The organism is Streptomyces sp. NPDC047515 (genome assembly GCF_040643055.1).
GTDB lineage: Bacteria > Actinomycetota > Actinomycetes > Streptomycetales > Streptomycetaceae > Streptomyces.
On the sequence record NZ_JBEYTM010000015.1, the window covers coordinates 18,981 to 45,929 of the forward strand.

21 protein-coding genes are annotated in these 26,949 nt (G+C 71.5%); 15 read left to right on the forward strand and 6 right to left on the reverse strand.

Annotated elements, in window-relative coordinates; all coding sequences use genetic code 11:
• Positions 1-152 precede the first annotated feature (152 nt).
• The 5 genes from ABZ826_RS15240 (at position 153) to ABZ826_RS15260 (ending at position 5,949) form a co-directional block, all read left to right on the forward strand.
• Positions 153-2,306 (forward strand): VCBS repeat-containing protein, encoded by a 2,154-nt coding sequence (locus ABZ826_RS15240; RefSeq protein WP_361447248.1) that lies wholly within the window; start codon positions 153-155, stop codon positions 2,304-2,306.
• 465 nt (positions 2,307-2,771) lie between these two features.
• Positions 2,772-3,242, forward strand: a complete 471-nt coding sequence (locus tag ABZ826_RS15245; RefSeq protein ID WP_361447250.1) for a TrkA C-terminal domain-containing protein — start codon at positions 2,772-2,774, stop codon at positions 3,240-3,242.
• A 2-nt stretch (positions 3,243-3,244) separates the two neighbouring features.
• Positions 3,245-4,492 carry a cation:proton antiporter gene (locus ABZ826_RS15250; RefSeq protein WP_361447252.1) on the forward strand — a complete coding sequence of 416 codons (1,248 nt, stop codon included), beginning with the start codon at positions 3,245-3,247 and terminating at the stop codon, positions 4,490-4,492.
• 233 nt (positions 4,493-4,725) lie between these two features.
• Complete coding sequence (locus ABZ826_RS15255) at positions 4,726-5,181, forward strand: TerB family tellurite resistance protein (RefSeq protein WP_093547903.1); 456 nt, start codon at positions 4,726-4,728, stop codon at positions 5,179-5,181.
• 363 nt (positions 5,182-5,544) lie between these two features.
• A complete protein-coding gene (locus ABZ826_RS15260; RefSeq protein WP_361447255.1) occupies positions 5,545-5,949 on the forward strand; it encodes an SAV_915 family protein in 405 nt (134 codons plus the stop codon).
• Positions 5,950-6,005: 56 nt separating this feature from the next.
• Here ABZ826_RS15260 and ABZ826_RS15265 read toward each other — a convergent pair whose 3' ends face one another.
• Positions 6,006-7,076: a helix-turn-helix domain-containing protein gene (locus ABZ826_RS15265; protein WP_361447257.1), complete on the reverse strand. Its 1,071-nt coding sequence runs from the start codon at positions 7,074-7,076 to the stop codon at positions 6,006-6,008.
• 316 nt (positions 7,077-7,392) lie between these two features.
• Here ABZ826_RS15265 and ABZ826_RS15270 point away from each other — a divergent pair, with 316 nt between their 5' ends.
• The 4 genes from ABZ826_RS15270 (at position 7,393) to ABZ826_RS15285 (ending at position 17,586) form a co-directional block, all read left to right on the forward strand.
• Positions 7,393-8,112 carry a hypothetical protein gene (locus ABZ826_RS15270; protein ID WP_361447259.1) on the forward strand — a complete coding sequence of 240 codons (720 nt, stop codon included), beginning with the start codon at positions 7,393-7,395 and terminating at the stop codon, positions 8,110-8,112.
• Positions 8,113-8,220: 108 nt separating this feature from the next.
• Positions 8,221-10,380, forward strand: coding sequence for a flotillin family protein (locus tag ABZ826_RS15275; RefSeq protein ID WP_361447261.1), 2,160 nt, complete (start codon positions 8,221-8,223; stop codon positions 10,378-10,380).
• 211 nt (positions 10,381-10,591) lie between these two features.
• Positions 10,592-15,568, forward strand: a complete 4,977-nt coding sequence (locus ABZ826_RS15280) for a DNA repair ATPase (protein ID WP_361447263.1) — start codon at positions 10,592-10,594, stop codon at positions 15,566-15,568.
• A gap of 29 nt (positions 15,569-15,597) precedes the next feature.
• Positions 15,598-17,586 (forward strand): NAD-binding protein, encoded by a 1,989-nt coding sequence (locus ABZ826_RS15285; protein ID WP_361447265.1) that lies wholly within the window; start codon positions 15,598-15,600, stop codon positions 17,584-17,586.
• Positions 17,587-17,640: 54 nt separating this feature from the next.
• On the opposite strand, the gene ABZ826_RS15290 is transcribed toward ABZ826_RS15285, so the two are convergent.
• Both ABZ826_RS15290 and trpS read right to left on the reverse strand, forming a co-directional pair.
• On the reverse strand, positions 17,641-18,912 hold the full coding sequence (locus ABZ826_RS15290) for a choice-of-anchor A family protein (protein WP_361447267.1): 1,272 nt from the start codon (positions 18,910-18,912) through the stop codon (positions 17,641-17,643).
• 302 nt (positions 18,913-19,214) lie between these two features.
• A complete protein-coding gene (gene trpS, locus ABZ826_RS15295; protein ID WP_361447269.1) occupies positions 19,215-20,294 on the reverse strand; it encodes a tryptophan--tRNA ligase in 1,080 nt (359 codons plus the stop codon).
• A gap of 675 nt (positions 20,295-20,969) precedes the next feature.
• Here trpS and ABZ826_RS15300 point away from each other — a divergent pair.
• The 3 genes from ABZ826_RS15300 (at position 20,970) to ABZ826_RS15310 (ending at position 22,323) form a co-directional block, all read left to right on the forward strand.
• Positions 20,970-21,179, forward strand: coding sequence for a hypothetical protein (locus ABZ826_RS15300; protein WP_361447271.1), 210 nt, complete (start codon positions 20,970-20,972; stop codon positions 21,177-21,179).
• Positions 21,180-21,345: 166 nt separating this feature from the next.
• Positions 21,346-21,474 (forward strand): hypothetical protein, encoded by a 129-nt coding sequence (locus ABZ826_RS15305; protein ID WP_361447273.1) that lies wholly within the window; start codon positions 21,346-21,348, stop codon positions 21,472-21,474.
• Between the two features lie 90 nt (positions 21,475-21,564).
• Positions 21,565-22,323: a hypothetical protein gene (locus ABZ826_RS15310; RefSeq protein ID WP_361447275.1), complete on the forward strand. Its 759-nt coding sequence runs from the start codon at positions 21,565-21,567 to the stop codon at positions 22,321-22,323.
• 178 nt (positions 22,324-22,501) lie between these two features.
• On the opposite strand, the gene ABZ826_RS15315 is transcribed toward ABZ826_RS15310, so the two are convergent.
• The 3 genes from ABZ826_RS15315 to ABZ826_RS15325 form a co-directional block, all read right to left on the reverse strand.
• Complete coding sequence (locus ABZ826_RS15315) at positions 22,502-23,641, reverse strand: Fic family protein (RefSeq protein WP_361447277.1); 1,140 nt, start codon at positions 23,639-23,641, stop codon at positions 22,502-22,504.
• Positions 23,642-23,695: 54 nt separating this feature from the next.
• Complete coding sequence (locus ABZ826_RS15320) at positions 23,696-24,106, reverse strand: VOC family protein (protein ID WP_361447279.1); 411 nt, start codon at positions 24,104-24,106, stop codon at positions 23,696-23,698.
• Positions 24,107-24,221: 115 nt separating this feature from the next.
• Complete coding sequence (locus ABZ826_RS15325; protein WP_361447281.1) at positions 24,222-24,359, reverse strand: DUF6126 family protein; 138 nt, start codon at positions 24,357-24,359, stop codon at positions 24,222-24,224.
• Between the two features lie 161 nt (positions 24,360-24,520).
• On the opposite strand from ABZ826_RS15325, the gene ABZ826_RS15330 reads away from it, so the two are divergent.
• The 3 genes from ABZ826_RS15330 (at position 24,521) to ABZ826_RS15340 (ending at position 26,883) form a co-directional block, all read left to right on the forward strand.
• Complete coding sequence (locus ABZ826_RS15330) at positions 24,521-25,609, forward strand: LLM class flavin-dependent oxidoreductase (RefSeq protein WP_361447283.1); 1,089 nt, start codon at positions 24,521-24,523, stop codon at positions 25,607-25,609.
• A 23-nt stretch (positions 25,610-25,632) separates the two neighbouring features.
• Positions 25,633-26,286 carry an FMN reductase gene (locus tag ABZ826_RS15335; RefSeq protein ID WP_361447476.1) on the forward strand — a complete coding sequence of 218 codons (654 nt, stop codon included), beginning with the start codon at positions 25,633-25,635 and terminating at the stop codon, positions 26,284-26,286.
• A 174-nt stretch (positions 26,287-26,460) separates the two neighbouring features.
• Entirely contained in the window at positions 26,461-26,883 is a 423-nt protein-coding gene (locus tag ABZ826_RS15340) for a universal stress protein (protein ID WP_361447478.1), read from the forward strand.
• Positions 26,884-26,949 lie beyond the last annotated feature (66 nt).

Here is a 26,949-nt window from a genome sequence, read left to right on the forward strand (position 1 = left end):
CGCGCGCCGGCCTAATTCCTCTGAACAGGGGGAGGGAAACCCCCGAACGGATCTGAACGGGCCGATCTTGGCTGATATACGCTGCGCCTGACTTGATCGAACAGTTCGGCGAATCCGCGCCGCCGGATACGCCTGCCCGGGGGGGCATTCCCATGACTTCGCAGTCCCGCGCGGTGCTCGGCATCGCGCTCACTCCCATCCTCGCTCTGGCGGCCGGGGCCCCGGCCGCCGCCCACGCCACCGCCACGGTCGCGGCCCCGGCCGCCGGCACCACCGCCACGGCCGCCGTCGAGACGCGTGCGCCGGGCCCGTGGGGCACCCGCACCCTGCACGCCCCGAGCCCCGACCCCGCCTCGGGCGGGCTGAACGCCCTGGAGTCGGCCGGGAACGGCGCCCTCGTCTCCCTCACCGGCAACGGGCTCTCCCGTTCCACCCGGATCCGGCCCGCCGGCAGCACCCGTTGGCTCGCCCCGCAGACCTGGCCGGACGCCGGCGGGTACAACACCGAGCTCGTCTCGCTCGGCGACGGCTCGGTGCGCCTGGTCTGGCGGGCCAAGCGCGCCGGCGACCACAACAACTACTGGCTGAAGGTGGCCACCCTCGCGCCCGGCGCGACCGCCTTCTCCGAGCCCGAGTATGTCGCCGCGGTCCCCGAGAAGGGCTACCACCACCTGGCTGCGGCCCCCCATGGCCGGCTGGTCGCCGTGTGGTCGGTCTCCGGCGTGGTGAAGGCCGCCGAGAAGACCGGCCCGCAGGCCGCGTGGACCGCTCCGGCCGACCTCGACGAGCAGCCGCCGTCCGGCAGCCGGGACATTTCCGCCATGGACCTGGCGGTGGCCAAGGACGGCACCGCCCTGCTGGTGTGGCAGTGGCAGGCGGGCAAGGCCGTCGTCGCCCTGGAGAAGGCCCCCGGCGCGTCCGCCTGGACCGCGGTCAAGGGCTTCCCGGTCCCGGGCGTGGACCTGGCGCGCCCGAAGGTGTTCGCCGATCCACAGGGCGGCTTCGACGTGTTCTACGACGACACCGCGCACCTCATGCACACGCGCCGGCCCGTCGGCGCCACGCAGTGGAGCACCCCGCGGTCCGCCGCCGACTCCGGCAGCACGTACGGGATGACGGCACCCGTCCACCTGCCCAACGGCGACCTCTTCGTCGCCGGCGGGCCCGGCTACTCGACCGGCCCCTGGTACGCGGTGCGCTCGGCGGCCACCGGCGCCTGGCAGCCGTACACGCAGCGCTTCTCCACGCACAAGAAGGTGCGCGCGGTCGGCGCGGCCGCCGCCTCGGGCGGCACGGTCACGGTGACGTGGCGGGAGGGCTACTCGGGCGAGGAGTACACGATGGCCGCCGTCTTCAAAGGCGGCACCTGGTCCGTCCCGCGGCGGCTGAGCGCGACGAGTGCCCAGTCCACCGGGGCGCCCCAGGTGGCCACCGATGCGCTCGGCCGACCCGTCGTGCTGTGGGACGAGTACAAGCGGACCGCGACGAACAGCATCGTCCTGGACGGCGTCCACCAGGCCACCACCACCAGCCGCGCGCTGCCCACGTGGCGTGACCACACGGACGACGGCAAGTCCGACCTGTTCGGCCGAAACAGCACCGGGCTGAAGGTGTACGCGGGCGACGCGACGAAGCTGTCCGCGGGGCAGCGCGCGAGCAGCTGGCCGACGGGCACGCTCGTGCTGCCGTTCGGCGACCTCGACGGCGACCGCTGCAACGACGTGTTCGTCCGCTACCCGAAGGGCGAGGCCCGTGTCTACCCGACGATCTGCGGCGGGCTGCCCGACCAGCAGTCGTTCCACGTCAAGGTCTCCTCGGACTGGAGCGGGTACGACGCGGTCGTCTCGCCCGGCGACGTGACGGGCGACGGCCGGGCCGACTTGCTGACCCGGTCCGCATCGACCGGGAAGCTGTACGTGTACGCGAACAACGGCGCAGGCGGCTTCAAAGCCCGCTCGCTCGCCGGGTCCGGCTTCGGCGGCTACAAGAGGCTGATCGCCGCCGGGGACCTCGACGGTGACGGCAAGAACGACCTGCTGGCCCTCGACGCGTCGAACGGACTGTGGCGGTTCCGAGGGACCGGCGCCGGCACCTTCAAGCCCCGGTCGCTGGTCTTCAAGGACTGGGGCACCTCCTACAAGGACGTGGTCGGCGGGCTCGACCTGTCCGGGGACGGCCGGGCCGACCTGATCTCTCTCGACAAGAACGGCCGCGCCTGGCTGAACCGGGGCAACGGTCACGGCGGCTTCGCCAACCGGTCGCAGATCGGCAAGGCCACGAACTGGTCGGACATCCGCATCTCCTGACGGCGCGGATGCGGGGCGACTCGGGACCACGGCGGTCCCGGGAGCCGGCTTCGCGTCGCGTTCCGGCGGGCCCGCCCGGTCCACCTCGCCCCGGAAGGGGCAGGTGGACCGGCCGGGCCCGTTCCACGTACGCCGCCGCGTCCACGGCGGCCGGGTCAGGCACCTTCGGTCTGCGGGCGGTTGCAGCGGGCGCGCCGGGTCGTGGCCGCTGCTTGTGCGCCGGCCATCGAAGCGGTGAGCGCATCCGTGCGCCATTGACTGCTCGATGTGCAGTTCCGCAACAACTCGTCGGCGGACGTCGTGGGTCAGGTGCGTCGCGGTCGATGTCGAGGGCATGACGCATGCCGGATGCGAACCCGGCAGCCCCGCGCCCCAGAGGCGGCGGAAGCCTCCGGATAGGGTAATGGGCAGCTAAAGAGATCACCAAGTGTGCCAAAGAGCCGCCGCACCCCTCGGGAGGACGTCATGGGAACCCACCGCACCACGCTGCCCGGAGTCGGTGTGCAGTACGACTACACGACCGAGTCGGGACAGCACATCTCCGTCGTCGTCCACCACGACGGGCGGCGGTTCATCGGCTTCTACGACCAGGACGACCCTGATTCGTGCCGCCTCTCGGTACCCCTGACACCGCAGGAGGCCACCGGCCTCGCCCACCTCATCGACTCCGCGCCCATCGACGCGGTACGCACCGAGGGCATCGACCTCGTCACCGAGCACATACCGCTCGGAACCCGCTCCCCGTACGGCGGGCGACTGCTCGGGGACACGCAGGCGCGGACGCGGACGGGGGCCTCGATCGTGGCCGTGCTGCGGACGCACAGTGCGCATCCGTCTCCCGGGCCGGACTTCCGGCTGGCCATCGGAGACACGCTCGTCGTCGTGGGTACGAGGGAGGGCGTCGACGCGCTCTCCGAGATCATTTCGGAGGGCTGACCGTGCACGACACGACCGCGCTGCTGGTGGAGCTCGGCTCCGTCATTCTGGGACTCGGCATCATCGGGCGCTTCGCCGGGCGAATAGGGCTCTCGCCGATCCCGCTGTATCTGCTGGCGGGGCTCGCCTTCGGGCAGGGTGGGCTGCTGCCGCTGGGGGCCAGTGAGGAATTCACCGCCGTCGGCGCCGAGATCGGCGTCATCCTCCTGCTGCTCCTGCTCGGCCTCGAATACAGCGCCTCGGAGCTGGTGACCAGTCTCAAGACGCAATACCCCTCCGGGGCCGTGGACTTCGTGCTCAACGCGACCCCCGGAGCGGTGGCGGCGCTGCTGCTCGGCTGGGGACCCGTGGGGGCCGTGGCGCTGGCTGGCGTCACCTGGATCTCGTCGTCCGGGGTGATCGCGAAGGTGCTCACCGATCTGGGACGGCTGGGAAACCGGGAGACACCCGTCATCCTGGGCGTGCTGGTCATCGAGGACCTGTCGATGGCCGTGTATCTGCCGCTGCTCACCGCGATGCTCGCGGGAGTGGGGCTCGCCGGCGGCAGCATCGCGCTGCTCATCGCGCTCGGCACCGTCGGGTTCGTGCTCTATCTGGCACTGCGGCACGGACGGCTGATCAGCCGGGCCGTGTCCTCCGACAATCCGGAGATGCTGCTCCTGGTCGTGCTCGGCCTGACCGTCCTGGTGGCCGGTGTGGCACAGGAGTTGCAGGTGTCCGCGGCCGTCGGGGCGTTCCTGGTCGGGATCGCGCTGTCGGGCGAGGTCGCCGAGGGCGCGCGCAAGCTGCTGACCCCGCTGCGGGATCTGTTCGCCGCCGTCTTCTTCGTCTTCTTCGGACTCTCCACCGATCCGTCCGCGATCCCGCCGGTGCTGCTTCCGGCGGCGCTGCTGGCGATCGTCACCGTCTTCACCAAGATCGGCACCGGCTGGTACGCGGCCCGGCGGGCCGGGATCGGTTCGCGCGGACGCTGGCGGGCCGGTGGAACGCTCGTCGCCCGCGGCGAGTTCTCCATCGTCATCGCCGGCCTGGCCGTGGCGACCGAGCCCCGTATCGGGCCCATCGCCACCGCGTACGTCCTCATCCTCGTCATCGTCGGACCGCTCACCGCCCGCTGGACCCAGCCGGTCGTGGCCCGGGTCCAGGCGTGGCGCGGCCGCGACGGCGGGGACGCTCCGGGCAGCGGCCGGATTCCCGCGGCCCGTCCGGCGCCCGCCGCGCAGGAGGAGTTCGCCTCGTCCGCCGACTGAGAGCCTGTCGAGCGGCCTTCGATCGGACCGGCTCCGAGGCCGGACGGCCGTCGGGACGACGTTGCGGCCCGGGCCACGACCGGCTGGGTCCAGCGCACGGGCATACCGCGTCCCCAGCATCGCACTTACCTCCGTTTCCGGACACACCAGGCACCCATCCTGCTAACTTCTACACGTCTGTAGAGTTGGTTTTCGTTCCGGCAACACAACGCAACGCAACGTATGGAGACGACATGGCACTGTGGGATCGGATCAAGGAATCCGCTTCGTCGATGCAGTCGCAGCTGGAAGCGAAGAAGAACGACCTGAAGAGCGGTGCGTTCCGCGACGCGAGCATGGCCATGTGCGCCCTGGTCGCCGCCGCCGACGGTTCCATCGATCCGTCCGAACGCCAGCGTGTCGCCTCGCTGATCGCCACCAACGAAGTTCTGCAGAACTTCCCGGCGGACGATCTGCAGCGCCGCTTCAACGACTATGTGAACAAGCTCACCGCCGACTTCGCCTTCGGCAAGGTCAGCGTGCTCCAGGAGATCGGCAAGGCGAAGAAGAAGCCCGCCGAGGCGCGCGCCGTCATCCAGATCGGCATCGTCATCGGCGGCGCCGACGGCGACTTCGACAAGACGGAGCAGGCCGTCGTGCGGGAGGCGTGCTTCGCGCTCGACCTTCCGCCGCACGAGTTCGACCTGTAGGGCCTCCCGTTCGGATCACGCCGGGCTCGCGTGCCCCGGTGGCCGATCCCGGCTGATCCGGACGAAAGACCCGAGGTACCCCACGCGGACCGGCCCCCGGTCCGCCCCCGTACCGCCGGAACGACCACGGACCGACTGACCACCGGTCCGCGTCCGGCAGGCCGGGGGTGCGCTACTCCCCCGATGCGCACCCCCGGCCACTTCCTGCCGAGACCCCGCCCCGCCCGCACGCGTCAGCATCGCGTAACGGGGGCGGGGTTTCGCGTCACGTGCGCGTCAAGGCACTCCCGGCGCCACTGCCCCCGGGGCATAACGTTGAGGTGCGCAGCAGCCCCGTACCCCGGCCCGTCGAGGAGGCACACCATGTCCGAACGCAGCGGAACGGACGATCCCGAACCCTTTGAACCCGGCCCGGCCGTACCGCTCTTCGTCCCCGTCCGGCCGGGACCGGCCGGCTGCGCCACCGGGTGGACGACACGCTTCTTCCGTACGCCGCTGGGCGACCGCACGGCCGTCGGCTTCACCTCCGCGCACCGGCTGGCCGCCACCCTGGGCGACGGACAGCACTGGATCCGGCTCTCCGAACCGGCCCTGCGCGCACTCGGCACACCGCTCGGGGTGACCGTCCTCACCGTCGATCCCCAACTGACCGCGCAGGCCCCGGGACGGGCCCTCTCCGCTGCCGCCGGGGCCGCTGCCGACGGGGCGCGGCGGGCCGGCCCGTACCCGAGGTCGGGTCCCACCGCCGCCACCCGTTGCGGACGTTGACGACCGGCCGTAAGGAACCCGGCGCCCGCACGGGCGGCGCATCGGTGCGGGGCGGGTCACAGATCCTTGGCCGGCCAGTCCAGCAGCCGGGCACCGATGACCGCCGTCTGCAGCGTGTAACGGTGCATCGGGTCGGACGGATCGGCACCGGTCAGCTGATGGATCCGCTCCAGCCGGTAGGTCAGCGCCCGCACGCTCAGCGACAGCCGGCGCGCCGTCTCGGCGGCCACGCAGCCCGAGTCGAAGTAGGTGGTGAGCGTCCGCAGCAGGGGCTCGGCGCCGCCGCGCGCCTGCTGGAGCGGGCCCAGCTGACTGCGCACCAGATCGGCCATCGCCTGCCGGTCCCGGGTCAGCACCGGATAGACCAGCAGATCGGCCGCGTACAGCACCGGATCGTCCAGATCCATCCGCTCCGCGAGATCGAGTGCGTCGAGCGCCTCGTCGTAGGACTGGACCACGCCGCCGGGTCCTCGGTGCGGGCGGCCGACGGCGACCCGGCCGCCGTCCGTCGCCGCGTGCGACTGCTTGGCGAAATACCGCAGGACGTCGGGCTGGCCGCCGGGAGCGATGCAGACCAGCCGCCCGTCCTTCGTCGTGATCAGGATCTTCCGGCCGCTGAACCGCGTGAGCAGCGCCGCCTCCACGGTGCGCGGCACCGAGTCCGTCTCGGTGTACGCCTCCGGGCCCGACGCCACCGCCACCGCGTGGGCGCGCGAGAGGCGCAGCCCGAACCGGGTGGCCCGCTCGGCGAGCCGGCCCAAGTCGCTGCGTCCGTACAGCAGATCGTCGATGAACTCGCGGCGGGCCGCCTCCTCGCGCCGCACGGTGAGCCGCTGGGCCCGCTCGAAGCCCTCGGCGAAGGCGTCGACGGCCTGCTCGACCGCGGCCAGCACGGAGTCGGTGGACGTGGCACCGGCCGACGCGATGCGCGGCCAGTCGGTACGGGTCGCCGCGAGATGGAGGCTGACCAGGGCTCGCAGCTGGCATCCGGCCTCGGCGGCCTCCCGGCCCAGGAGACGGCGGTTGTCCAGCTCATCCCGGGTCAGTCGGCGCCCGGTGGCGGCGACATCGGCCAAGATGCGGACATAGTCCCCCAGATACTCATCGGAAACCTCTGGCACCGCCACGCGTACTCCTCCAGTTCTGACGCGACCTCGACACCCACCACAACGCACACCGGCCGGTGCCGGTGCCCGGCATCGAGGGCGTACAAAGATTGCCGGATTCCGGCAGTGCCATGCCATGGCATCGAATGACACGATCAGGTCAGCACCAACCGGGGGAACACGGGGGAATACGGGGGATACGGGGGATACGGGGGATACGGGGGAGATCCGGCTGCTGCGGCGCCGCTGTCGGCGGGCCGCAGCACCGGAATCGCCACCGAAGTCACCACCGGAACCACCACCGCAACCGCCCCCGACGACACAGAGGGGGTGGACGATGCGGGAGTTCCTGAGCGCGACAACCGCCTTCCCGGCCGTCCTGTTCGTCGCCGCGCTGGTCGTGGTCGTCTTCTTCTGGCTCCTCGTGCTGGCCGGTGCGGCCGATCACCATTCCTTCGACGGGGACCTCGACACCCACATGGCCGGGATCGGCGGAGTGCCGGTCACCGTCTCGGTGTCCGTGATGGTCGTCGTCGGCTGGTTCACGAGCCTGGCCGGTACGGTCCTGCTGCACCGCAGCGGTGTCACCGGCCTCACCCGCGCCGGGCTGGCCTGCGCCGTGCTCGCCGGGGCGCTGCTGATCGCCTGGGCCGTGACGCGGATGCTGGGGCGCTGGGCGCGCCGGCGGTTCCCGGACGAGCCCCCTCCGTCGCGGCAGGACTTCCTCGGCCGGGTCTGCACGATCCGTACCGGTTCCGTCAGCGCCGACTTCGGCCAGGCCGAGGTCGCCGCGGCCGACGGCTCCACCGCCATCGTCCAGGTCAGGCTGTTGCGTCCGACGGACGGCCCGCAGGCCACGGACGATACGCGTGCCACGGACGGCGCGGTTCTCGTCTCGGGCAGTACGGGGCTTCTCTACGCGTACGACGACGAGGGCGAGTTCTTCTGGGTCTCGCCGTACGACAAGGCGCTGGACCCGGGACCGCCGAAACCACGCACGAGCCCGCGCCCGGACACCGGTCCCGGTGTGCGCCGGACTCCGCGTCGCGCCGGCTGACCGTCCCGCCCGTCCCGCCGCAGTCGTGGTCGCGGCCACGAAACCGCCCGGCCGTCCGTCCGGGCCCCTCTTCCTCTCCACCTTCCTCACCAGCCGTCAAGGACTGCCATGGATGCCATCACCCTGGGCTTCGGTGTGCTCGTAGCCGTTGTCCTGCTCATCGCCGTCGCCCTGCTTGTCGTCATCAGCCGGCTCTTCCGCAAGGTGGAACAGGGCAAGGCCCTGATCATCTCCAAGACCAAGAAGGTCGATGTCACCTTCACCGGGGCCGTCGTCCTGCCGGTGCTGCACAAGGCCGAGTACATGGACATCTCGGTGAAGACCATCGAGATCCGCCGCACCGGGCGCGAGGGCCTGATCTGCCAGGACAACATCCGCGCCGACATCCACATCAACTTCTTCGTACGCGTCAACAAGACCGTCGAGGACGTCATCAAGGTCGCCCAGTCCATCGGCACGGAGCGGGCCAGCGACAAGGTGGCGATCCAGGAGTTCTTCGCCGCGAAGTTCGCCGAGGCGCTCAAGACCGTCGGAAAGCAGCTGGACTTCGTCGATCTGTACACCAAGCGCGAGGAGTTCCGGGACCGGATCATCCGGGTCATCGGCACGGACCTGAACGGCTACCACCTCGACGACGCGGCGATCGACTTCCTGGAGCAGACGCCCATGGCGCAGCTCGACGGCGCCAACATCCTCGACGCCCAGGGCATTCGCAAGATCACCGAGCTGACGGCGATCGAGCACGTGCGCACCAACGAGTACCAGCGCACCGAGCAGAAGGAGATCACCCGGCAGGACGTCGACGCCCGCGAGACCATCCTGGAGTTGGAGCGCCGGCAGGCCGAGGCCGAGATCAAGCAGCGCCGCGAGGTCGAGACGCTGCGGGCCCGCGAGGAGGCCGCGACCGCGAAGGTGCAGGAGGAGGAACGGCTCGGCGCCCAGGCCGCGTTCATCCGTACCGAGGAGCAGCTCGGCATCCAGCGCGAGAACCAGGCGCGGGAGATCGCCGTCGCGCAGAAGAACCGCGAGCGGGTCATCGCCGTGGAGAACGAGCGCATCGAGAAGGACCGCCTGATCGAGGTCATCGGGCGCGAGCGGCAGACCGAACTCGACCGGATCGCCGCGACGAAGGAGGTCGAGGCCGAGCGCCGCGAGGTCGCCGATGTGATCCGGGAGCGGATCGCCGTGGACCGCACGGTCGCGGAGCAGGAGGAATCCATCAAGACCCTGCGGGCCGTCGAGGAGTCGGAGCGCACCCGCAAGTCGGTCATCATCGCCGCCGAGGCGGAGGCCCAGGAGAAGCTGGTCAAGGACATCAAGGCCGCGGAGGCGGCGGAGGCGGCGGCCGGCCACCTGGCGGCCGAGCAGCTGACGCTCGCCGAGGCCCGGCTGAAGACGGCGGACCTGGACGCCCAGGCGAAGCTGCGGCTGGCCGAGGGCATCCAGGCGGAGTCCGCGGCGCCCGGCCTCGCGGAGGTCCAGGTGCGCGACGCGGAGGCCGACGTCATCGAGAAGACCGGTCTCGCCGAGGCCGAGGCCGCGTCCGCCCGGCTCAGGGCCGAGGCGGAGGGGGCCAGGCTCAAGGCGCTGGCCACCGCGGAGGGCACCCGGGCCCAGGCGACCGCCGACGCGGCGATGATCGGCGAGAAGCTGAAGGCCGAGGCCGCGGGCCTCACCGAGAAGGCGGCCGCCATGGCGGCGCTCGACGACGCCTCGCGCGGGCACGAGGAGTACCGGTTGCGGCTCGCCGCGGAGAAGGAGATCCGGCTGGCCGGGCTCGATGTGCAGCGGCAGGTCGCCGAGTCGCAGGCGACGGTGCTGGCCACGGGGCTGGAGAACGCCGACATCGACATCGTCGGCGGGGAGTCGGTCTTCTTCGACCGCCTGGTCTCGGCCGTCTCGATGGGCAAGAGCTTCGACGGCTTCGTGGAGAACTCGGACACGGCGAAGGCGCTCGCGGGTCCGTGGCTGAACGGCACCTCGTCGTTCACCGACGATCTGACGCGGGTGCTGGGCTCGGTGACGACGGGGGACGTGCAGAACCTCACGGTGTCGGCGCTGCTGATGCGGATGATGCGGACGCCGGGCGCGGGGCTCGCGCCGGGGCAGGCGCAGAAGCTGCTGACGGTGGTCCAGGAGCTGGGCCTGGCCGACGTGCCGGTGTCCGCGGTGACCGGGGCGGTCGGCGGGGCCGCGGTGAGCGGTCCGACCGCCACGGCGGGTGGCTCGGACGTACCCGCCGCACGGAACGGGTCGCCGGTCGCATAGGGCCTCTCGTTCGGATCACGCCGGACTCGGGTGCCCCGGCACCGCTCCCTGATCCGGCCTGATCCGAACGAAGGACCCCAGCGGCATCCGGGGCCGGGCGACAGGGCCCGGCCCCGGGCGACCCCGGGCCCGTCCGGTGACCGCTCCCGTCCCCAGCACCGGGCGGGCCCGCACCACCCGCACCACAGACCTCGTAGGGAGAGCCGTACGTATGGAAACCGACACCGCGACCGCACCGCCCGCCGGCGGCCCCGTGGACGCGGGGACGTACGACGTCCTGCGCCGCCGGCTGGCCGACCGGGCCGCCGAACTCGCGAGCCGCGCCGAGACGCTCAACACGCGGCGCACGGAGGAGTTCGGCTCGACCGAGCTGCGGCTCACCGGCTCCGAGCGGATCCGCACCGAGCAGGCGTCCGTCCCCCGCGACCTGGTGGCCGTCGGCGGCCGGCTGCTGTTCGGCTTCGAGCGCGGGCCGGGGGCGGCACAACCGCCCGAGGTCCGGGACGTACTCGCCCTGTACGAACCGGAGTTGACCGCACCGGACCAGGACGGCCTGCTCGGGGACGAGGCCTTCGTACGCGAGTTCACCGCGCTGCACCGCTACTACCGCGACGCCCGCCTGCTGCGGCTGCGCCGGGTGGACGGCAGGCTGCTCGCCGTCTTCCGTACCGGCGAGAGCGCCGACGGCATCCGCGTACTGCGCTGGGCGCTCGGCCCGAACGGTTCGCCCGGCGCCTTCCTCGACGCGCGCGGCGACCGCGACCACGTCTTCCCGCCGTCGCACGACTTCACCTGGACCGTCGCGGGCCGCGAGTCCCATGTCCTGGGCCGGCACCCGCACATCGCCGTGGGCGGGGACGCGGACGGCACGGGCGCCGCCCTGTTCGTCGACACGCTCGGCGGCACCCTCACCGTCAAGACGGTCGACGACACCGACTCCCCGGACGGGATCTACGAGGAGCCGGTCACCGAACCCCTCCAGTCCCTCGCCGACGCGGACGTCGAACATGCCGCGATCGGGCCGCTGATCCTGCTCCGCGTCCGTCCGTACAACGAGGAGTCGTGGCGGTACCTGGTCTTCAACACGCTGCTCGGCACGGTCCTGCGCCTGGACGGCATCGGGCCCGCCTGCCATCGGCTGCCGGAGGACCAGGGGATCATCTTCCCCGGCGGCTACTACCTCACCACCGGCACCGCGAAGACCTTCGACATCGCCGAGCCGCTCACCGACCCGGTCTTCGAGGGCGCGGTCCGCTCCCCGAACGGCGAGGACGTCCTCTACGTCTTCCGCTCCCCCGACGACGGCCGCGGCCTGCTCCTGCCCTACAACCTGATCCGGCAGGAGGTCGCCACTCCGCTCCAGGGCCGCGGCCACGCCCTGCTCGACGACGGCACGCTGGTCCTGCTGCGCTCCACCGCCACGGGTGACGAACCGGCCCGGGTCCACCCGGTGCAGCGCTGGCTGACCCCCTACGTCTCCGACACCCATGCCGCCTCCCGTCCCGCCGGGTCCGGTCCGCTCGCCCGGGTCGGCAACGCCGATCTGGTGCGCGGCATCTCCGACTGCCTGGCGCTCGCGCACAGCGCCGCCGAGACGACCCCGACCGCCGCCGTGTACGCCCAGCTGGTCGCGGACTGCACCCGCGCCACCGACCGCTACCACTGGCTCACCGACCCCGAGCTCGGCGCGCTCGCCGCCCCGCTGGCTGAGCTGCGGGACACCGCCCAGCAGGTCCTCGCCGAGTTCGAGACGGTGCGGGAGCTGACCCGGCAGGCCGCCGACGCCCTCACCGAGACGACCGACCGGCTCACCGCGCTCGTCCGCCGCATCCGTGGCGAGGCCCCGCGCACGGCCGCCGCCTGGGTGGCCCAGCTCACCGAACTGCGCCGGGCCCACGGCCATTTGGCGACCCTCGCCGAGATGCGGTACGCGGACACCGAGCGGATCGCCGAGCTGACCGCCACCACGGCCGAGGACATCGACACGGCCGGCCGGCGCGCGGTGGCGTTCCTCGGCCGGGACGACGCGTTCGCCGGCTACCACGAGGACATCGCGCGCCTGACCGCCGAGGCGTCCGCGCTCACCACCGTCGTGGACGCCTCGGCGCTCGGCGACCGGCTGACGGAGATGACGGACGGCCTGGGCACCGTCACCGACGTGGTCGCCGGGCTCGACATCGGTGACGCGACGGTCCGTACGTCGATCCTGGAGCGGATCGCCGAGGTCCTCGGCGGGGTCAACCGGGCCCGCGCCACCCTCGACGCGCGACGCCGCGAACTCCTCGACCACGAGGGCCGCGCCGAGTTCGCCGCCGAGTTCGCACTGCTCGGACAGGCCGTCACCGGGGCGCTGGCCGCCGCGGACACCCCGGACGCCTGCGACGACCACCTGAGCAGGCTGCTGCTCCAGTTGGAGAACCTGGAGTCGCGGTTCGCGGAGTTCGACGACTTCCTCGCCGAGCTGGCCGGGCGGCGCACGGAGGTGTACGAGGCGTTCTCGGCCCGCAAGCAGACCCTGCAGGACGCCCGTGCCCGGCGGGCGGAGCGGCTGGCGGATTCGGCGGCCCGGGTCCTGGAGACCGTCTCCCGGCGGCTGGCGGCGCTGCCCGACCTGGACGCCGTCCACACGTACTTCGGCTCCGACCCGATGGTCGCCAAGGTCCGCCGCACCGCGGACGAGCTGCGGGAGCTCGGTGACCCGGTGCGCGCCGAGGAGCTCGACGGGCAGCTGCTGGCCGCCCGCCAGGAGGCCGGGCGGGCCCTGCGCGACCGTGGTGAGCTGTACGCGGACGGCGGCGCCACGATCCGGCTCGGCCGGCACCGGTTCGCAGTGAACACCCAGCCCTTCGACCTGACGCTCGTCCCACACGGTGACCGGCTCGCGTTCGCGCTCACCGGCACGGACTACCGGGCGCCGGTCACCGACCCGGAGTTCGAGGCCACCCGCCCGTACTGGGACCAGGCGCTGCCCTCCGAGTCCCCGCAGGTCTACCGCGCCGAGCACCTGGCGGCCCGGCTCCTGGACGAGCACGGCGCCGACACCCTCGCCGCCCTGGACGCCGGGGAACTCACCTCCCTGGTGCGGAAGTCGGCGGCGGACGCGTACCACGAGGGCCACCAGCGCGGTGTCCACGACGAGGACGCCGCCGCGATCCTCACCGCCCTGCTCGGGCTGCACGCCGGGGCCGGACTGCTGCGCCGCCCGCCCGCCGTACGAGCGGCGGCCCAGCTCTTCTGGGCGTACGGGACGGACGAGGCCCGGCGCGTCTCCTGGACCCGGCGGGCCCGCTCGCTGGCCCGCGCCCGTGAGACGTTCGGCCTCGCCCCGGCCGTCGCCACGCTCCAGGAGGAGTGGGCAGACGTCATCCGGGGCGGGGGCGTCCGGGGCGCGGACGCCGGGGCCGTCGCCGCGTACCTCTTCGAGGAGCTGACGAGCGGACCGGCCGGATTCGTCACGAGCGCCACCGTCCGCACGTTCCTGGACAAGTTCCGTCGTGCGACCTGCTCCTCGGCGTACGACGAGGATCTCGCCGCCCTCCACGACGACCTCTCCGCCCGGCGTCAGCTGGTCGAGGGCTGGCTCGCCCCGTACGCCGCCGCGAACGGCAACGAGATCGACGCGGGCGATCTGGCGGAGGCCGTCGCCGTGGAGCTGTGCCCGGAGCCGGTGCTCGACCGGTACGACTGCGAGGCGCCGCTCACCGCGACCGTGGACGGCCTGCTCGGCACCCATCCACGCGTCGACCGGGGCCGGCTGACCGTTCGCATCGACGAACTCCTCGCCCGCACAACCGAGTTCCGCACCAGCACGGTTCCCGGGTTCCGGGCCTACCAGCGCCGGCGCACCGCACTCGTGACCGCCGAACGCGCCCGGCTGCGACTGGACGACCTCCGGCCGCGCGTGATGTCGGCGTTCGTCCGCAACCGGCTCCTGGACGAGGTGTATCTGCCGCTGATCGGCGACAGCCTCGCCAAGCAGCTGGGCACCGCCGACGCCGACCGGCGCACCGATTCGCAGGGCCTGCTGCTGCTGGTGTCGCCGCCCGGCTACGGCAAGACGACGCTCATGGAGTACGTGGCCGACCGGCTCGCACTGGTCCTCGTCAAGATCAGCGGGCCGAACCTCGGCCACGACGTGACCTCCCTCGACCCGGCACAGGCGCGCACCGCGACCGCCCGCCAGGAGATCGAGAAGATCAACTTCGCCCTGGAGGCGGGCAACAACACGCTGCTCTACCTCGACGACATCCAGCACACCTCGCCCGAACTGCTCCAGAAGTTCATTCCGCTGTGCGACGCCACGCGCCGGATCGAGGGCGTGCGGGACGGCGAGCCGCGCAGCTACGACCTGCGGGGCAAGCGGTTCGCGGTGTGCATGGCGGGCAATCCGTACACCGAGTCGGGGGCGCGGTTCCAGGTCCCCGACATGCTCGCCAACCGGGCCGACGTGTGGAATCTCGGCGAGGTGCTGAGCGGCCGCGAGGACGTCTTCGCGCTGAGCTTCGTCGAGAACGCGCTGACCGCCAACCCGGTGCTGGCGCCGCTCGCCGGGCGGTCCCGCGAGGATCTCGCCCGGTTCCTGCGGCTCGCCTCCGGCACGGCCCCGGCCGTGGGCGCGGACCGGTTCGACCATCCGTACGCGCCCGCCGAGGCGGAGCGGATCGTCTCCGTCCTGCGCCATCTGCTGACCGCGCGGGACACGGTGCTGGCCGTGAACGCCGCGTACATCGCCTCGGCCGCGCAGACGGACGCGACGCGCACCGAACCGCCGTTCCGGCTGCAGGGCTCGTACCGCAACATGAACAAGATCGTCGAGCGGATCGTGCCGGTGATGAACGACGCGGAACTCCTCGCCGTCATCGACGACCACTACGCGGGCGAGGCCCAGACGCTGACCACCGGCGCCGAGTCCAACCTGCTGAAACTCGCGGCGCTGCGCGGCCGTCTCACCGCCGAGCAGTCCGCGCGCTGGTCCGCGATCACCGCCTCCTACGTCCGCACGCAGACACTCGGCGGCCCGGACGGCGACCCCCTGGCCCGGGCGGTCGCCGCGCTGGGGCTGCTCGCGGACCGGATCGCGGCGGTGGAGTCGGCGATCGTCCGGGCCACCGACCCCCGCCATCTGCTCGCAGGCCCGCCGGCCCGGCACGCGGCGCCGCCGCCCCGCGTTCCACAGGAAGATCACTGACAGGCCGCTACGACGGAGAGGAGCAGGGCATGCTGGGTCCCGTGCCTCCATTTCCCCAGCAACCCCAACGCTCCCTGTTCAGCGGTCACATGGTCGTCTGCGGTGACGACGCACTGGCCCAGCGGCTCGCCGTGGAACTGCGCTATGTGTACGGGGAGAGAGTCACCCTCGTCCTGCCGCCCCGACGCGACGCGCGCCGGTCCGAACTGCAGCTGACCGGGCGGGGCCGGGCGGCGGCGCTGTTCGGCCGGATGTCGCAGGCGATGAACCGCAACGGCGGGAACGGGGCCGCGGGTGCTTCCGGGGACGGCGACACCAACGCCGGGGTCGAGGCGGTACGCATCCTGGAGGCGCCGGAGCCCTCCGACGAGGTCTTCGAGGAGGCGGACGTCCCGGCGGCCGCCGCGCTGGCCCTGGTCTACGACGACGACGAGCGCAACATCCGCGCCGCGCTGACCGCCCGCCGCCTCAACCCCCGGGTCCGGCTGGTCATCCGGCTCTACAACCGCAAGCTGGGCCAGTATCTGGAGACCCTGCTCGACCAGGCCGCCGCAGTCTCCGCACCCGGCCTCGACCCGGCCGCGCTGGACGCCTCGACCACCGTCCTGTCCGACGCGGACACCGCCGCGCCCGCCCTCGCGGCGACCGCCCTCACCGGTTCCAGCAAGGTCATCCAGGCGGAGGGTCTGCTGCTGCGCGCCGCCGAACGCACCCCGCCCGGGGACGGCCGGATCGCCGACCCCGGTCTGTGCACCCTCGCGCTGCTCTCCTCCACCACCCATGACCCGGCGGGCACCGAGGGATCCGACAGCAGCGGCGACGAGGGACCTCAACTCCTGCCCGACGAACGGCAGGTGGCTGCGGCGACGGGCCGTGGCACGGTCGTCCTGGAGACGGTCAGCCAGTCGGACCCGGCCGGTCCGCCGCCCCGGATGGGGGGCCGGGGCGCACCGCTCGGCCAGGTCTTCTCCCGGCGGCTGCGCTGGTCGGCGCTGGGGGTGGGGCTGGCCGTCGTAGGACTCGCCGTCGCCTCCTGGCTCACCACCGGCGACAATCCGGCGCACGCCGCGTATCTGACACTGCTGGACCTGTTCGCGATGGGCGACCCGGCGATCGGCGATTCGACGGCGCGTCAGCTCCTCCAACTCCTGTCGGGCGTGGCCGGTCTGATGCTGCTGCCGCTGCTCGTGGCGGCCGTGCTGGAGGCCTTCGGCTCACTGCGTACGGCGTCGTCGCTGCGCCGTCCGCCGCGCGGTCTGTCCGGTCATGTGGTGCTGCTCGGTCTCGGCAAGATCGGTACGCGGGTCCTGGTCCGGCTGCGCGAGCTCGGCGTTCCCGTGGTGTGCGTGGAGGACGACCCGGACGCGCGCGGCATCGCCGTGGCCCGGCGGCTGCACGTGCCGGTGGTGCTCGGCGATGTCACCCAGGAGGGCGTGCTGGAGGCGGCGAAGATCCAACGCGCCCGCGCGCTCCTCGCCCTCACCAGCGTCGACACCACCAATCTGGAGGCCGCGCTGTACGCCCGCTCGGTCAAGCCGAGCCTGCGCGTCTCCCTGCGTTTGTTCGACGACGAGTTCGCCACGGCCGTCTACCGCACCCTGCGCGCCGCCCACCCGCAGGCCCTGACCCGCTCCCGTTCCGTCTCCCATCTGGCCGCGCCGTCCTTCGCGGTGGCCATGATGGGGCGACAGATCCTGGGCGCGATCCCGGTCGAGCGGAAGGTGATGCTGTTCGCGGCGGTCGAGGTCGCGGGGCACCCACAGCTGGAGGGCCGCACGGTGGAGCAGGCGTTCCGGGCGGGCGCCTGGCGGGTGCTGGCCCTGGACGCCGCCCCGCCCGAGGCCCGCCGCCCGGACCTGGCGGTGCCCGCACCCGCGTCCCCGGACCGCTCGTCGGGCCTGGTCTGGGACCTGCACCCGGGGTACGTACTGCGCCCCCAGGACCGGGTGGTGATCGCCGCGACCCGCCGCGGCCTGGCCGAACTGCTGCGTCGGCGGGTCTCGTCGACGCACCGCTGAGGCGGGCGGGCGGCGGGGGTCAGGCCCGCCGGGAGCGGCGGCGGGCCGCAGGGGTCAGGCCCGCCTGGAGCGGCGGCGGACCGCCACGACCAGGCCGGTGCCCGCGGCGAGCACCGCGGCGGTGCCGATGACCAGCGGGACTGTGCCGCTACTCCCCGTCGAGGCAAGGTCACCACCGCCGGTGCCGGGCGCCGTGCTCTGCGACGGGGCGGGCGTGCCCGGTGCGGCGGGTTCGGAGGAACCGGCGGACGGCGTGCCGCTCGCCGGGGGCGGCGTCGCGGAGTCGGAGGGCGTGCTGGTCACCGGCGGCGTGACTCCGGGGATACCGCTCGGCGTCGGCGTGGCGGACGGGGTCTTCCCGGTCTCCGGGAGGCAGCCGCTGAAGGGGAAGTGGTGCGTCTCCGCGCCGCCCGAGCCATGCAGCGAGGCCACCCACACGGAGCCGTTGACCGGCGCGCCGGTGCCCAGCTCCAGGTGCGCCCGGGGGGCCAGCACGCTGCCGGGCCAGGCCGCCGAGCTGCTCTTGGTGACCGTGCGGGCCTCGGGGAAGTTCCACAGCAGGCGGGCGCGGACCTTGCCGTCGGAGGCGCTCTGGAGCTTGTCGTCCAGTACGTAGTCCTGGCCGCCGGACAGGAAGAAGCCGGTGGTGCCCGCCTTGGCCATGTCGTAGTTCTCGCCGCTCACATTGACGATCGCGGTCGCGCCCGCCGGAACCTTGAGGTAGACGTCCTTGGCCTGTTCGAGCTGACCGGCCGTCACCTCGAAGACGTTACGGGTGGCGTCGGTGCCCTTCAGGGTCAGCTCGGCGCCGTCCAGCGTGACGTCGGCACCACCGGTCACCGGCTCCTCGGCCAGCGCGGAGGAGTAGGACCGGAGCTTGGCGAACTCGGCGTCGAAGTCGATCAGCCGGGCGTTCTGGCGGAAGGCGCCGGAGTGCAGCTCGACGGCGCGGTCCCGGACCTGGCCGCCGACGACCGCGTCGCCCTTCATCACCGCGGTGACCGACCCGCCGTTGAGCAGATCACCGCGGACCACGAGCGAAGCCCGGCCGGGCAGGGCGTCGACCTCCGCCGTCGTCAGCTCGTGGGCGACACTGAAGCCGCCGCGGAAGTCGGCGTCGCCACCGACGGCGACGGCGCCCTCCGCGTCGGGTGTGTGGACGTCGTCACCGAGGACGAACTCGCCGTACTTCCCGGCGACTCCGAAGGCGTCGGTGGCGCATCCGACCGAACCGGCGGGCGCGGCCTGGGCGGCCGGGACGGCCGCGAGGCCGAGGACGAAAGCTCCACCGAGCACAGCTGCTGCGGCGGTTGCGGATATGCGCATGGGGCTTGATTCTCCCGCGGAGGTGATTGTAAAGATTCCGTGGTGGCTTTGCCCATAGTTTTCACACCTTGAGATATTGGTCAAGACCAATGCCCGAAGCGCTGACGAAGCGCCAGGAAAGAGAGTCATGTCCGGTTGTTACCGCTCACGCGCGTCCAGTGCGGGCGGTCCAGGCGCGGCGCGATGCCGGGGGCACGCGGACCGGAGAGGCGCGGCGCGATGCCGGGGGCACACGTGCCGACGCACTCCCCAGCACCGGGGCACGTGAGCCGACGCGCCCCCGGCACCGGAACACCAGGCTCCTAGAGCAGGCCCCCCATGGCCGCCCGCACCTCCGCCAGCGTCGCGTCGGCCACGGCGTTGGCCCGCTCGTTCCCCGCCCGCAGCACCGACCGCACGTACCCCATGTCCCGCGCGTACTCCGCCCGCCGGGCACGGATCGGCGCCATCCTGCTGTTGACGGCCTCGGTCACCGTCCGTTTGAGAGCGGCGGCGCCCCGGCCGCCCACCTCTTCCGCCACCGCGTACGGGTCCCGGTCCAGACAGAGCGCGGCCAGCAGCACCAGCCCGGACACCCCGGGACGCCCTTCGGGGTCGTAGGTGATGTGCCGCTCGGCATCCGTCTTCGCACCCTTGATCAGCCGCGCCGTCTCGTCCGCGTCGGCGCCCAGCGCGACGGAGTTGGCGCGGCTCTTGCTCATCTTGGTGCCGTCCGTACCGAGGAGGAGCGGCGCGGCGGAGAGCAGCGCGTCCGGCTCCGGAAAGACCGCCCCGTACCGCTCGTTGAAGCGGCGGGCGACGGTCCGCGTCACTTCGAGGTGCGGCAGCTGGTCCTGCCCGACGGGGACGAGGTTGCCCTTGCAGAACAGGATGTCGGCCGCCTGGTGCACGGGGTACGTGAACATCAGCCCGCTGACGGCGGACTGCCGGGAGTGCGCGATCTCGTCCTTGACGGTGGGGTTGCGGTTCAGCTCGGCGACGGAGACGAGGCTGAGGAAGGGCAGCATCAGCTGGTTGAGCGCGGGCACGGCGCTGTGGTTGAAGATCGTCGAGCGTTCCGGGTCGATCCCGATGGCCAGGTAGTCCAGCAGCAGCCCCTCCGTGATCTCGGTGAGCCGTTCGGCCACGTCCCGGTCGGTCAGCACCTGGTAGTCGGCGATGATCACGAAGACGTCCACCCCGAGGTCCTGGAGCCGGACGCGGTTGTGGAGGGTGCCGAAGTAGTGCCCGAGGTGTAGTGCTCCGGTGGGCCGGTCGCCGGTCATCACCCGGAACCGGTCGGGGTCCTGCTGAATCCGCTCCTCCAGCTCGACACTGCGGCGCCGTGCGGCGGCTGAAGCGGGTACGTCGGCTACGGATTCGACGGCGGGTGCGGTGGTCATGGGGCTCTCTCCTCGCGAATGCTGGTTGCGTGGAGGACGGCCCGCCCGGATCTGCTTCCGTACCCGTACGAGGGCAGAGAAAAGGGCCGTCCATATCGAACGGCCCTGGTTCCGTGCAGATGAGGCGGCCGCTCCTAGGAGGAGCGCCACCAGTTTCGGCACGGTACGGAGGTCATGGATCGAGCTTAACGGAGCCGAACTCCGCATGCGCGACCTTTCCGGGCCCGTGCCGCGCCCCGTACCCCCACCGTAGCGGGGGGTCCCGGAGGTGGAGGGCTATGCGGAGACCTGCGCACCACTGACCGCGACTGCTCCGCCGCTGCCCCTCATCGTCAGCAGGGAGGATCCTGGTCGCAGTGGAGGCGGACAGCTTCTCCGTCGACGCCTGACACTCAATGCCTGCGCGAGGTGCCCCGGGCCGAATCCCGGTCGAGGTACCGACCAATTCTGGCTGTTCGACTCCCGCGTGCTCGCGCGCTTCAACTGGGACGACGCATCTCGTCGCCTCGAACTCACAACGGAGCCCCAGGCCGTCGTCCGAGCATGCCAAGTCCGGGATGGATTCGGCTGGTTGGAGAAGCCCGACGGCACGGGGCGGCTGACCGATCCCGCTGATCTCGGAGCTGCCTTCGGTAGCCGGGCAACGTGTCCGCGCCTGCCCGCAGGGGCTTTCGGATGACAGGTCTCGAAAGCTCCGGCGAGTTGCCACCCGTGGCCGCGCTCTCCCGGGAGCAGCGGCGCGGCGTGCACTGCGTGTGGTGCTCAGCAGCTCTGTCGGTGCGCACCGCCGTGGACTTGGGCGCACGCGAGATCGCCGTCTTCGGCAGCACCGTCCAGTGGTTTCCCCGTTGCTGCACCACCTGCCGCGACAGCCACCCGGAGTGAATTCCTTCCAGGACTCCGTCCTCGCCGACAGGCCCCCGTGCCGCCGACAGGGACGGTCGAGGTCCCGCCCCCGGGAATGTCCGGCAAGACCGTCCGGGGGCGGGCTGCAAGTGCACGGCAGGGCAGGGAATCCGCCCTGTCCTGGTGACTTGAGGAGGCGACAGCGTTGACCTTCAAAGAAGCACTGACGCGCCAGGCAACCGTATCGGGCGAGGACAACGGGGGCCACGGGTCGGACGACACCGATATCGAGGACGGCGACGGCAACGGGGGAAGTGGCTCACCCGGCCACTGATCAACGGCAACCGATCACCGTCCCGGCAACAGTAGGAGCAGGTCCCCGGTTCCGGCCGGGGGCCTCGTCCACCCGGAAATGACTCCGCTCATGAATCTCTTGGTCATCGACTGGGACTTCTTCTTTCCCACCCCGGCCTCGGGTGGCCCCCAGGGCCCGCACGACGAACTCTTCGCCTGGCCGGTCGCCGAGGACGAGTTCCACACGGAGACCATCTGGGAGGCCAGACTTCGGGACTTCCGCGCAGCGGGAATCGATCCGCCGCAGGTGGAGGGATGGCAAGGCTTCTGGGACCGCTTCGCCTTCACTCCCGGCACATCCCTCACGTATGCCGACAGCAACGCGTGGGCCGCCCATCTCTGGCCGTCCGACCTCGGCGCGGACGTGCCTGCCTGGGATTCGGTCCATTTGTACGACGCTCACCACGATGCCGGGTACCGGACGAACCATGACAGTTTCGACGCCTGGAAGGAATCGGGCGACGGCATCCGGTGCGAGAACTGGATACTTGCCCATGCTTGGGCGGGTGCCGATCTCCATGTCCACTTCCCGCCCTGGCGCGAGTCACTCGCCCGGCCACTGGAGACTCCACTCGTTCCGGTCACCATGACCATCGACGACGGCACACCCCCGGCCGTGGCGTTCGACCTCGTCTTCGTCTGCCGATCGGGAGCGTGGGTTCCGCCGTGGGCGGACGGGGCGTTCACCGAGTTCCTGCGGAGCGCCCCGGTGCCGCGAACGGTCTTCCACCGGAACCGCTGGGTTCATCCACGACCCGACCCGGCACGCATGGCGGACGTGAAGGCCGCGCTGTACGGCAGGGTCGAGGAGATCACCGGCGACAGCTGACAGAGGCGATACGCCCTCCGGCTGCGCGGCGCCGGAACTCCGCCCACGCGACCTTCCGGGCCCGCCACCGCAACGGCCCCGATCACCGACTTGGCGTGAGCAGACATGGCGTTGGGACGCCGGCCTGGCCCCGTCCACGGGCGAGCCCTGGGACCAGTAGCTACGCGGCACTGCGAGATTATGTGGCATACGGGTTGCTGATGGTGTGATGTCGACGCGCGGTGGCCAGCACCCGCTCCGGAAACCGCGGCCCGGCGACGTAGTGGCGGCCTTTCGTCCGGCCCACGGCCGTCAGCAACTGCGCCTTGGTGAGTGCCTGCAGATCCCGCGTGGCCTGCTGCGTGTTGATCGCTTCGGCCTTCTCGTAGCGGCTGCGCCGCACCCGGCCGACCATGGCCACCTCGTGCAGTGCGGCGACCTGCCGCTCCGTGACTCCGTGTGTCTCTGTCTCCTCCATCAGCTGCATCCAGCAGTCGTTGGATCGGTCGACACGCCGTTGCACCCGCTGAGTCTGCTGGTGGTAGGCGAGCAGGTTGAATTTGATCCAGGGCAGGGTGTCGCGCTCCGGCGACCAGACCGGTCCACCGACCTCTCGCAGCACCTTGTAGTACTCCCAGGTGTTGCCCGGCATGCCCAGCCATTCCTCGATCGAGGAGAACTCGGGGGCGAGGGCGCCGCCGCGTGCGATGAGAAGGGTCTGCAGCGAGCGGGACATGCGGCCGTTGCCGTCGGACCAGGGGTGGATCTTCACCAGGTTCAGGTGGGCCATGGCAGCACGGAGCAGGACATGACTGTCCAGGTCGCCCTCGTTGAGCCAGTCCACGAGCTCGCTCATGAGCCCCGGAACACGTTCCTGGTCCGGGCCTTCGTAATCGGTGGCGAGCTCGTCGCCCGGTGCGGTGATGCGGATCGATGTCCTGCGCCACTGTCCGGCGAGCTTGCGGGGGTGGTGATGCCCCTGGAGCATCCAGTGCAAGCTGTTGAGGAGTTCCTTGCTGTAGCGGAAATCGGTCACATCATGCAGTGACTGGATGTACGTCATGGCCTGCTGGCAGGCCAGCGTCTCCGCCTTGTTCTCGTCACTGGCCTCGACCTCGCGCTCGCCGTCCATCAGGTCGGCGACGTCCACGGCATCGACCCGGTAGCCCTCGATCGTGTTCGACGCCGCGATGGCGCTGGCCGTCAGGGCCTTGCGCAGATCAAGGGTCCACTTCATCGGAGCCTGCTGCACCGCATGCCGCAGCTGTTCGCGCAGGCCGTTGATCTGCTCCAGGACCTGAAGGTCGGCCGAATCCAGGCGTGGCATCTCGTACAGCATGACGTAATGATACCCAGTAACTATCATTTCCGTCGATGCGCCCTCGCGGCGCCGTCAGGAGTTGGACCACCCGCGCCGGCAGAGGACGGGGCGGTATCCGTCCGGGTCCTCGATGGTGACGCCCCACTCGTTCCAGTACGGGTTCGGGGACGCGACCCGCCTGCCGCCGTGTTCCCGTAGTCGGTCCACCGTGTCCTCCGGTACCGGGCCGTCGAAGTAGAGGACGAGCAGGTCCTCGTCGGTGGGACGGGGGTCGGTGGGGTGGTCGCCGCCGTGGACGAGTTCGAGGTGCCAGGACGCGTTCGGGTGGCCCACCATGAGCAGGTCGTGTGTGCCTGGCTCCCGGCCCGCGTCGGCGCGGAACAGGACCGTCAGCCCGAGTCCCGCCACCCAGAAGCGTCCGGCGGCGGGGAGGTCCCGGGACGGCCGGGCGATGCGGACATGGGTCTGACCGGCGAGCGGCATGGCGGCGCCCTCTCTGGCGTCGGCGCCCTCGGCTGCGTATCGGAGCCCGCAGCGTAGGCGTCCGGCCCGGTCGTCCGCATCGGCGGATGGTCCTGGTCCCCCCGCCCCGCTCACTTCACTTCTTGGCGTGCTCTCCCACGTAGAAGAGGATCCAGACGAAGCCCGCGAAGAGGTGCGTGGCGAAGACGTACACGAAGACGCGCAGGGCGACGCCGCGCTCCTTCCAGCGCTCGCTCTCGCTGCCCTCGCTCACGGCCCGCCTCCGTCCGGCGCGGTCCGTGGCCGGCCCGCGCATCCCGTCCAGGGTACGCACGCCCCCGGTTCCCACCCGCGGAATAGGTCAGGGGGGCGTTCCGTTGTAGGGTGTGCCTACATAGTTCAACATTCAACCAATTACTTCTGGAGGCGGGCGCCATGCAGTTCGGGATCTTCACCGTCGGGGACGTCACGACCGACCCGACGACCGGCAGGACACCGAGCGAGCACGAGCGGATCAAGGCCACCCTCGCCATCGCGCAGAAGGCGGAGGAGGTCGGTCTGGACGTCTTCGCGACCGGCGAGCACCACAACCCGCCGTTCGTCCCGTCATCGCCGACGACCACGCTCGGCTACCTCGCCGCCCGCACCGACCGGATCATCCTGTCCACGTCCACGACGCTGATCACCACCAACGACCCGGTGAAGATCGCCGAGGACTACGCGACGCTCCAGCACCTCGCGGACGGCCGTGTCGACCTGATGATGGGGCGCGGCAACACCGGACCGGTCTACCCCTGGTTCGGCAAGGACATCCGCCAGGGCATCCCGCTCGCCATCGAGAACTACGCCCTGCTGCACAAGCTGTGGCGCGAGGACGTCGTGGACTGGGAGGGCAAGTTCCGTACGCCGCTGCAGTCCTTCACCGCGACCCCGCGCCCGCTGGACGGCGTCCCGCCGTTCGTCTGGCACGGCTCGATCCGCTCCCCGGAGATCGCCGAGCAGGCCGCGTACTACGGCGACGGGTTCTTCCACAACAACATCTTCTGGCCCATCGAGCACACCAAGAAGATGGTGAACCTCTACCGGCAGCGGTACGCGCACTACGGGCACGGCACCGCCGAGCAGGCCATCGTCGGCCTCGGCGGGCAGGTGTTCATGCGGAAGAACTCGCAGGACGCGGTACGGGAGTTCCGCCCGTACTTCGACAACGCGCCGGTCTACGGACACGGTCCTTCCCTGGAGGACTTCTCCCAGCAGACCCCGCTGACCGTCGGCTCCCCGCAGGAGGTCATCGAGCGGACCCTGTCCTTCCGGGACGCCGTCGGTGACTACCAGCGCCAGCTGTTCCTGATGGACCACGCGGGACTGCCGCTGAAGACGGTCCTGGAGCAGCTCGACATCCTCGGCGAGGAGGTCGTCCCGGTGCTGCGCAAGGAGTTCGCCAACCTGCGGCCGGCCGGAGTCCCGGACTCCGCCCCTGTCCACCCGGCCGTCGCCGCCCGCACCACCACGAAGGAGGGCTGACCACCGTGTCCACCACGCCCGGCGTGTTCGCCACCGAACCCCTGAGGATCGTCGCCGTCTCGGCCGGACTCAGCCAGCCGTCCTCGACCCGGCTGCTGGCCGAGCGACTGGCCGGCGCCGCTCGCGAGCGCCTGCTGGCCGAGCAGGACCGCACGGTCGAGGTGCGGGTGATCGAGCTGCGTGACCTGGCCGTCGACATCGCCAATCACCTGGTGACCGGATTCCCGCCGAGCACGCTGGACGAGGCGATCAAGGAGGTGACGGAGGCGGACGGACTGATCGCCGTCTCGCCCGTCTTCACCGCCTCCTACAGCGGACTGTTCAAGTCGTTCTTCGACCTGATCGACAACACGGCGCTGACCGGCAAGCCCGTCGTCGTCGCGGCGACGGGCGGCACCGCCCGTCACTCGCTGGTCCTGGAGCACGCGATGCGTCCGCTCTTCGCCTACCTGCGGGCCACGGTCGTACCGACCTCCGTGTACGCGGCGTCGGAGGACTGGGGATCGTCCGGCGACGAGTACACCGACGGGCTGCCGTCCCGGATCCGGCGCGCGGGCGGCGAGCTCGCGGCCATGATCGCGGGCGGCCGGGCGGCCTCCGGGGCGCGGAGGACCCTCGGGCTCGACGACGAGGTCGTGCCGTTCGAGCAGCAACTCGCCGACCTCCGGCTGGACTGACGGCCGGACCGCCGGACCCTCGGGCCGGGAGGCCGCCGGACCGACTCCCGGCCCCGGCACCCCGCCACCTGCAGCCCTGTCCGGTTTGACTAGAGTTGGAGCGAAAGATGCGTCGTGCGAGGTTTTCTCGCGCGACGCCTCTGCGCACTGAGCCGAACCGAGCTGGAGGCAGAGATGGGCAGGATCGTGGTGGGCGTTGACGGCTCCGAGTCGTCGATCAAGGCACTGCACTGGGCCGTACGCCAGGCGGAACTGACCGGCGACACGGTGGAGGCGGTCAACAGCTGGGAGTACCCCGCGACCAGCTGGGCGTCCATGATGCCGGGCATGCCGGAGGACTTCGACCCGCAGGCGGTGGCGACCGTGGCCCTCACCGAGACGCTGGAGGAGGCTCTGGGCGCCGAGGGCGCGGCGGCGATCAGCAAGGTCGTGGTGATCGGCAACCCGGCCCAGTCCCTGCTGGAGCGCGCCAGGGGCGCGAACCTGCTGGTCGTCGGGGCGCGCGGCTACAGCGGCTTCAAGGCGACCCTGCTCGGCTCGGTCAGCCTCCACGTCACCCAGCACGCGCCGTGCCCGGTGACGGTCGTACGCGACTGAGCACGGCCGCGTGCAGGTCAGGACATGAGGGCGGGCCCGCGCCGAGCGCGGGCCCGCCCTCATGTC

Excerpts from the sequence above, each read along its gene's own strand:
- ABZ826_RS15240 (WP_361447248.1), top strand. The coding sequence starts at position 153 with ATGACTTCGCAGTCCCGCGCGGTGCTCGGCATCGCGCTCACTCCCATC.
- ABZ826_RS15245 (WP_361447250.1), top strand. The coding sequence starts at position 2,772 with ATGGGAACCCACCGCACCACGCTGCCCGGAGTCGGTGTGCAGTACGAC.
- ABZ826_RS15255 (WP_093547903.1), top strand. The coding sequence starts at position 4,726 with ATGGCACTGTGGGATCGGATCAAGGAATCCGCTTCGTCGATGCAGTCG.
- ABZ826_RS15260 (WP_361447255.1), top strand. The coding sequence starts at position 5,545 with ATGTCCGAACGCAGCGGAACGGACGATCCCGAACCCTTTGAACCCGGC.
- ABZ826_RS15270 (WP_361447259.1), top strand. The coding sequence starts at position 7,393 with ATGCGGGAGTTCCTGAGCGCGACAACCGCCTTCCCGGCCGTCCTGTTC.
- ABZ826_RS15275 (WP_361447261.1), top strand. The coding sequence starts at position 8,221 with ATGGATGCCATCACCCTGGGCTTCGGTGTGCTCGTAGCCGTTGTCCTG.
- ABZ826_RS15280 (WP_361447263.1), top strand. The coding sequence starts at position 10,592 with ATGGAAACCGACACCGCGACCGCACCGCCCGCCGGCGGCCCCGTGGAC.
- ABZ826_RS15285 (WP_361447265.1), top strand. The coding sequence starts at position 15,598 with ATGCTGGGTCCCGTGCCTCCATTTCCCCAGCAACCCCAACGCTCCCTG.
- ABZ826_RS15290 (WP_361447267.1), bottom strand. The coding sequence starts at position 18,912 with ATGCGCATATCCGCAACCGCCGCAGCAGCTGTGCTCGGTGGAGCTTTC.
- trpS (WP_361447269.1), bottom strand. The coding sequence starts at position 20,294 with ATGACCACCGCACCCGCCGTCGAATCCGTAGCCGACGTACCCGCTTCA.
- ABZ826_RS15300 (WP_361447271.1), top strand. The coding sequence starts at position 20,970 with ATGACAGGTCTCGAAAGCTCCGGCGAGTTGCCACCCGTGGCCGCGCTC.
- ABZ826_RS15310 (WP_361447275.1), top strand. The coding sequence starts at position 21,565 with ATGAATCTCTTGGTCATCGACTGGGACTTCTTCTTTCCCACCCCGGCC.
- ABZ826_RS15315 (WP_361447277.1), bottom strand. The coding sequence starts at position 23,641 with ATGCTGTACGAGATGCCACGCCTGGATTCGGCCGACCTTCAGGTCCTG.
- ABZ826_RS15320 (WP_361447279.1), bottom strand. The coding sequence starts at position 24,106 with ATGCCGCTCGCCGGTCAGACCCATGTCCGCATCGCCCGGCCGTCCCGG.
- ABZ826_RS15330 (WP_361447283.1), top strand. The coding sequence starts at position 24,521 with ATGCAGTTCGGGATCTTCACCGTCGGGGACGTCACGACCGACCCGACG.
- ABZ826_RS15340 (WP_361447478.1), top strand. The coding sequence starts at position 26,461 with ATGGGCAGGATCGTGGTGGGCGTTGACGGCTCCGAGTCGTCGATCAAG.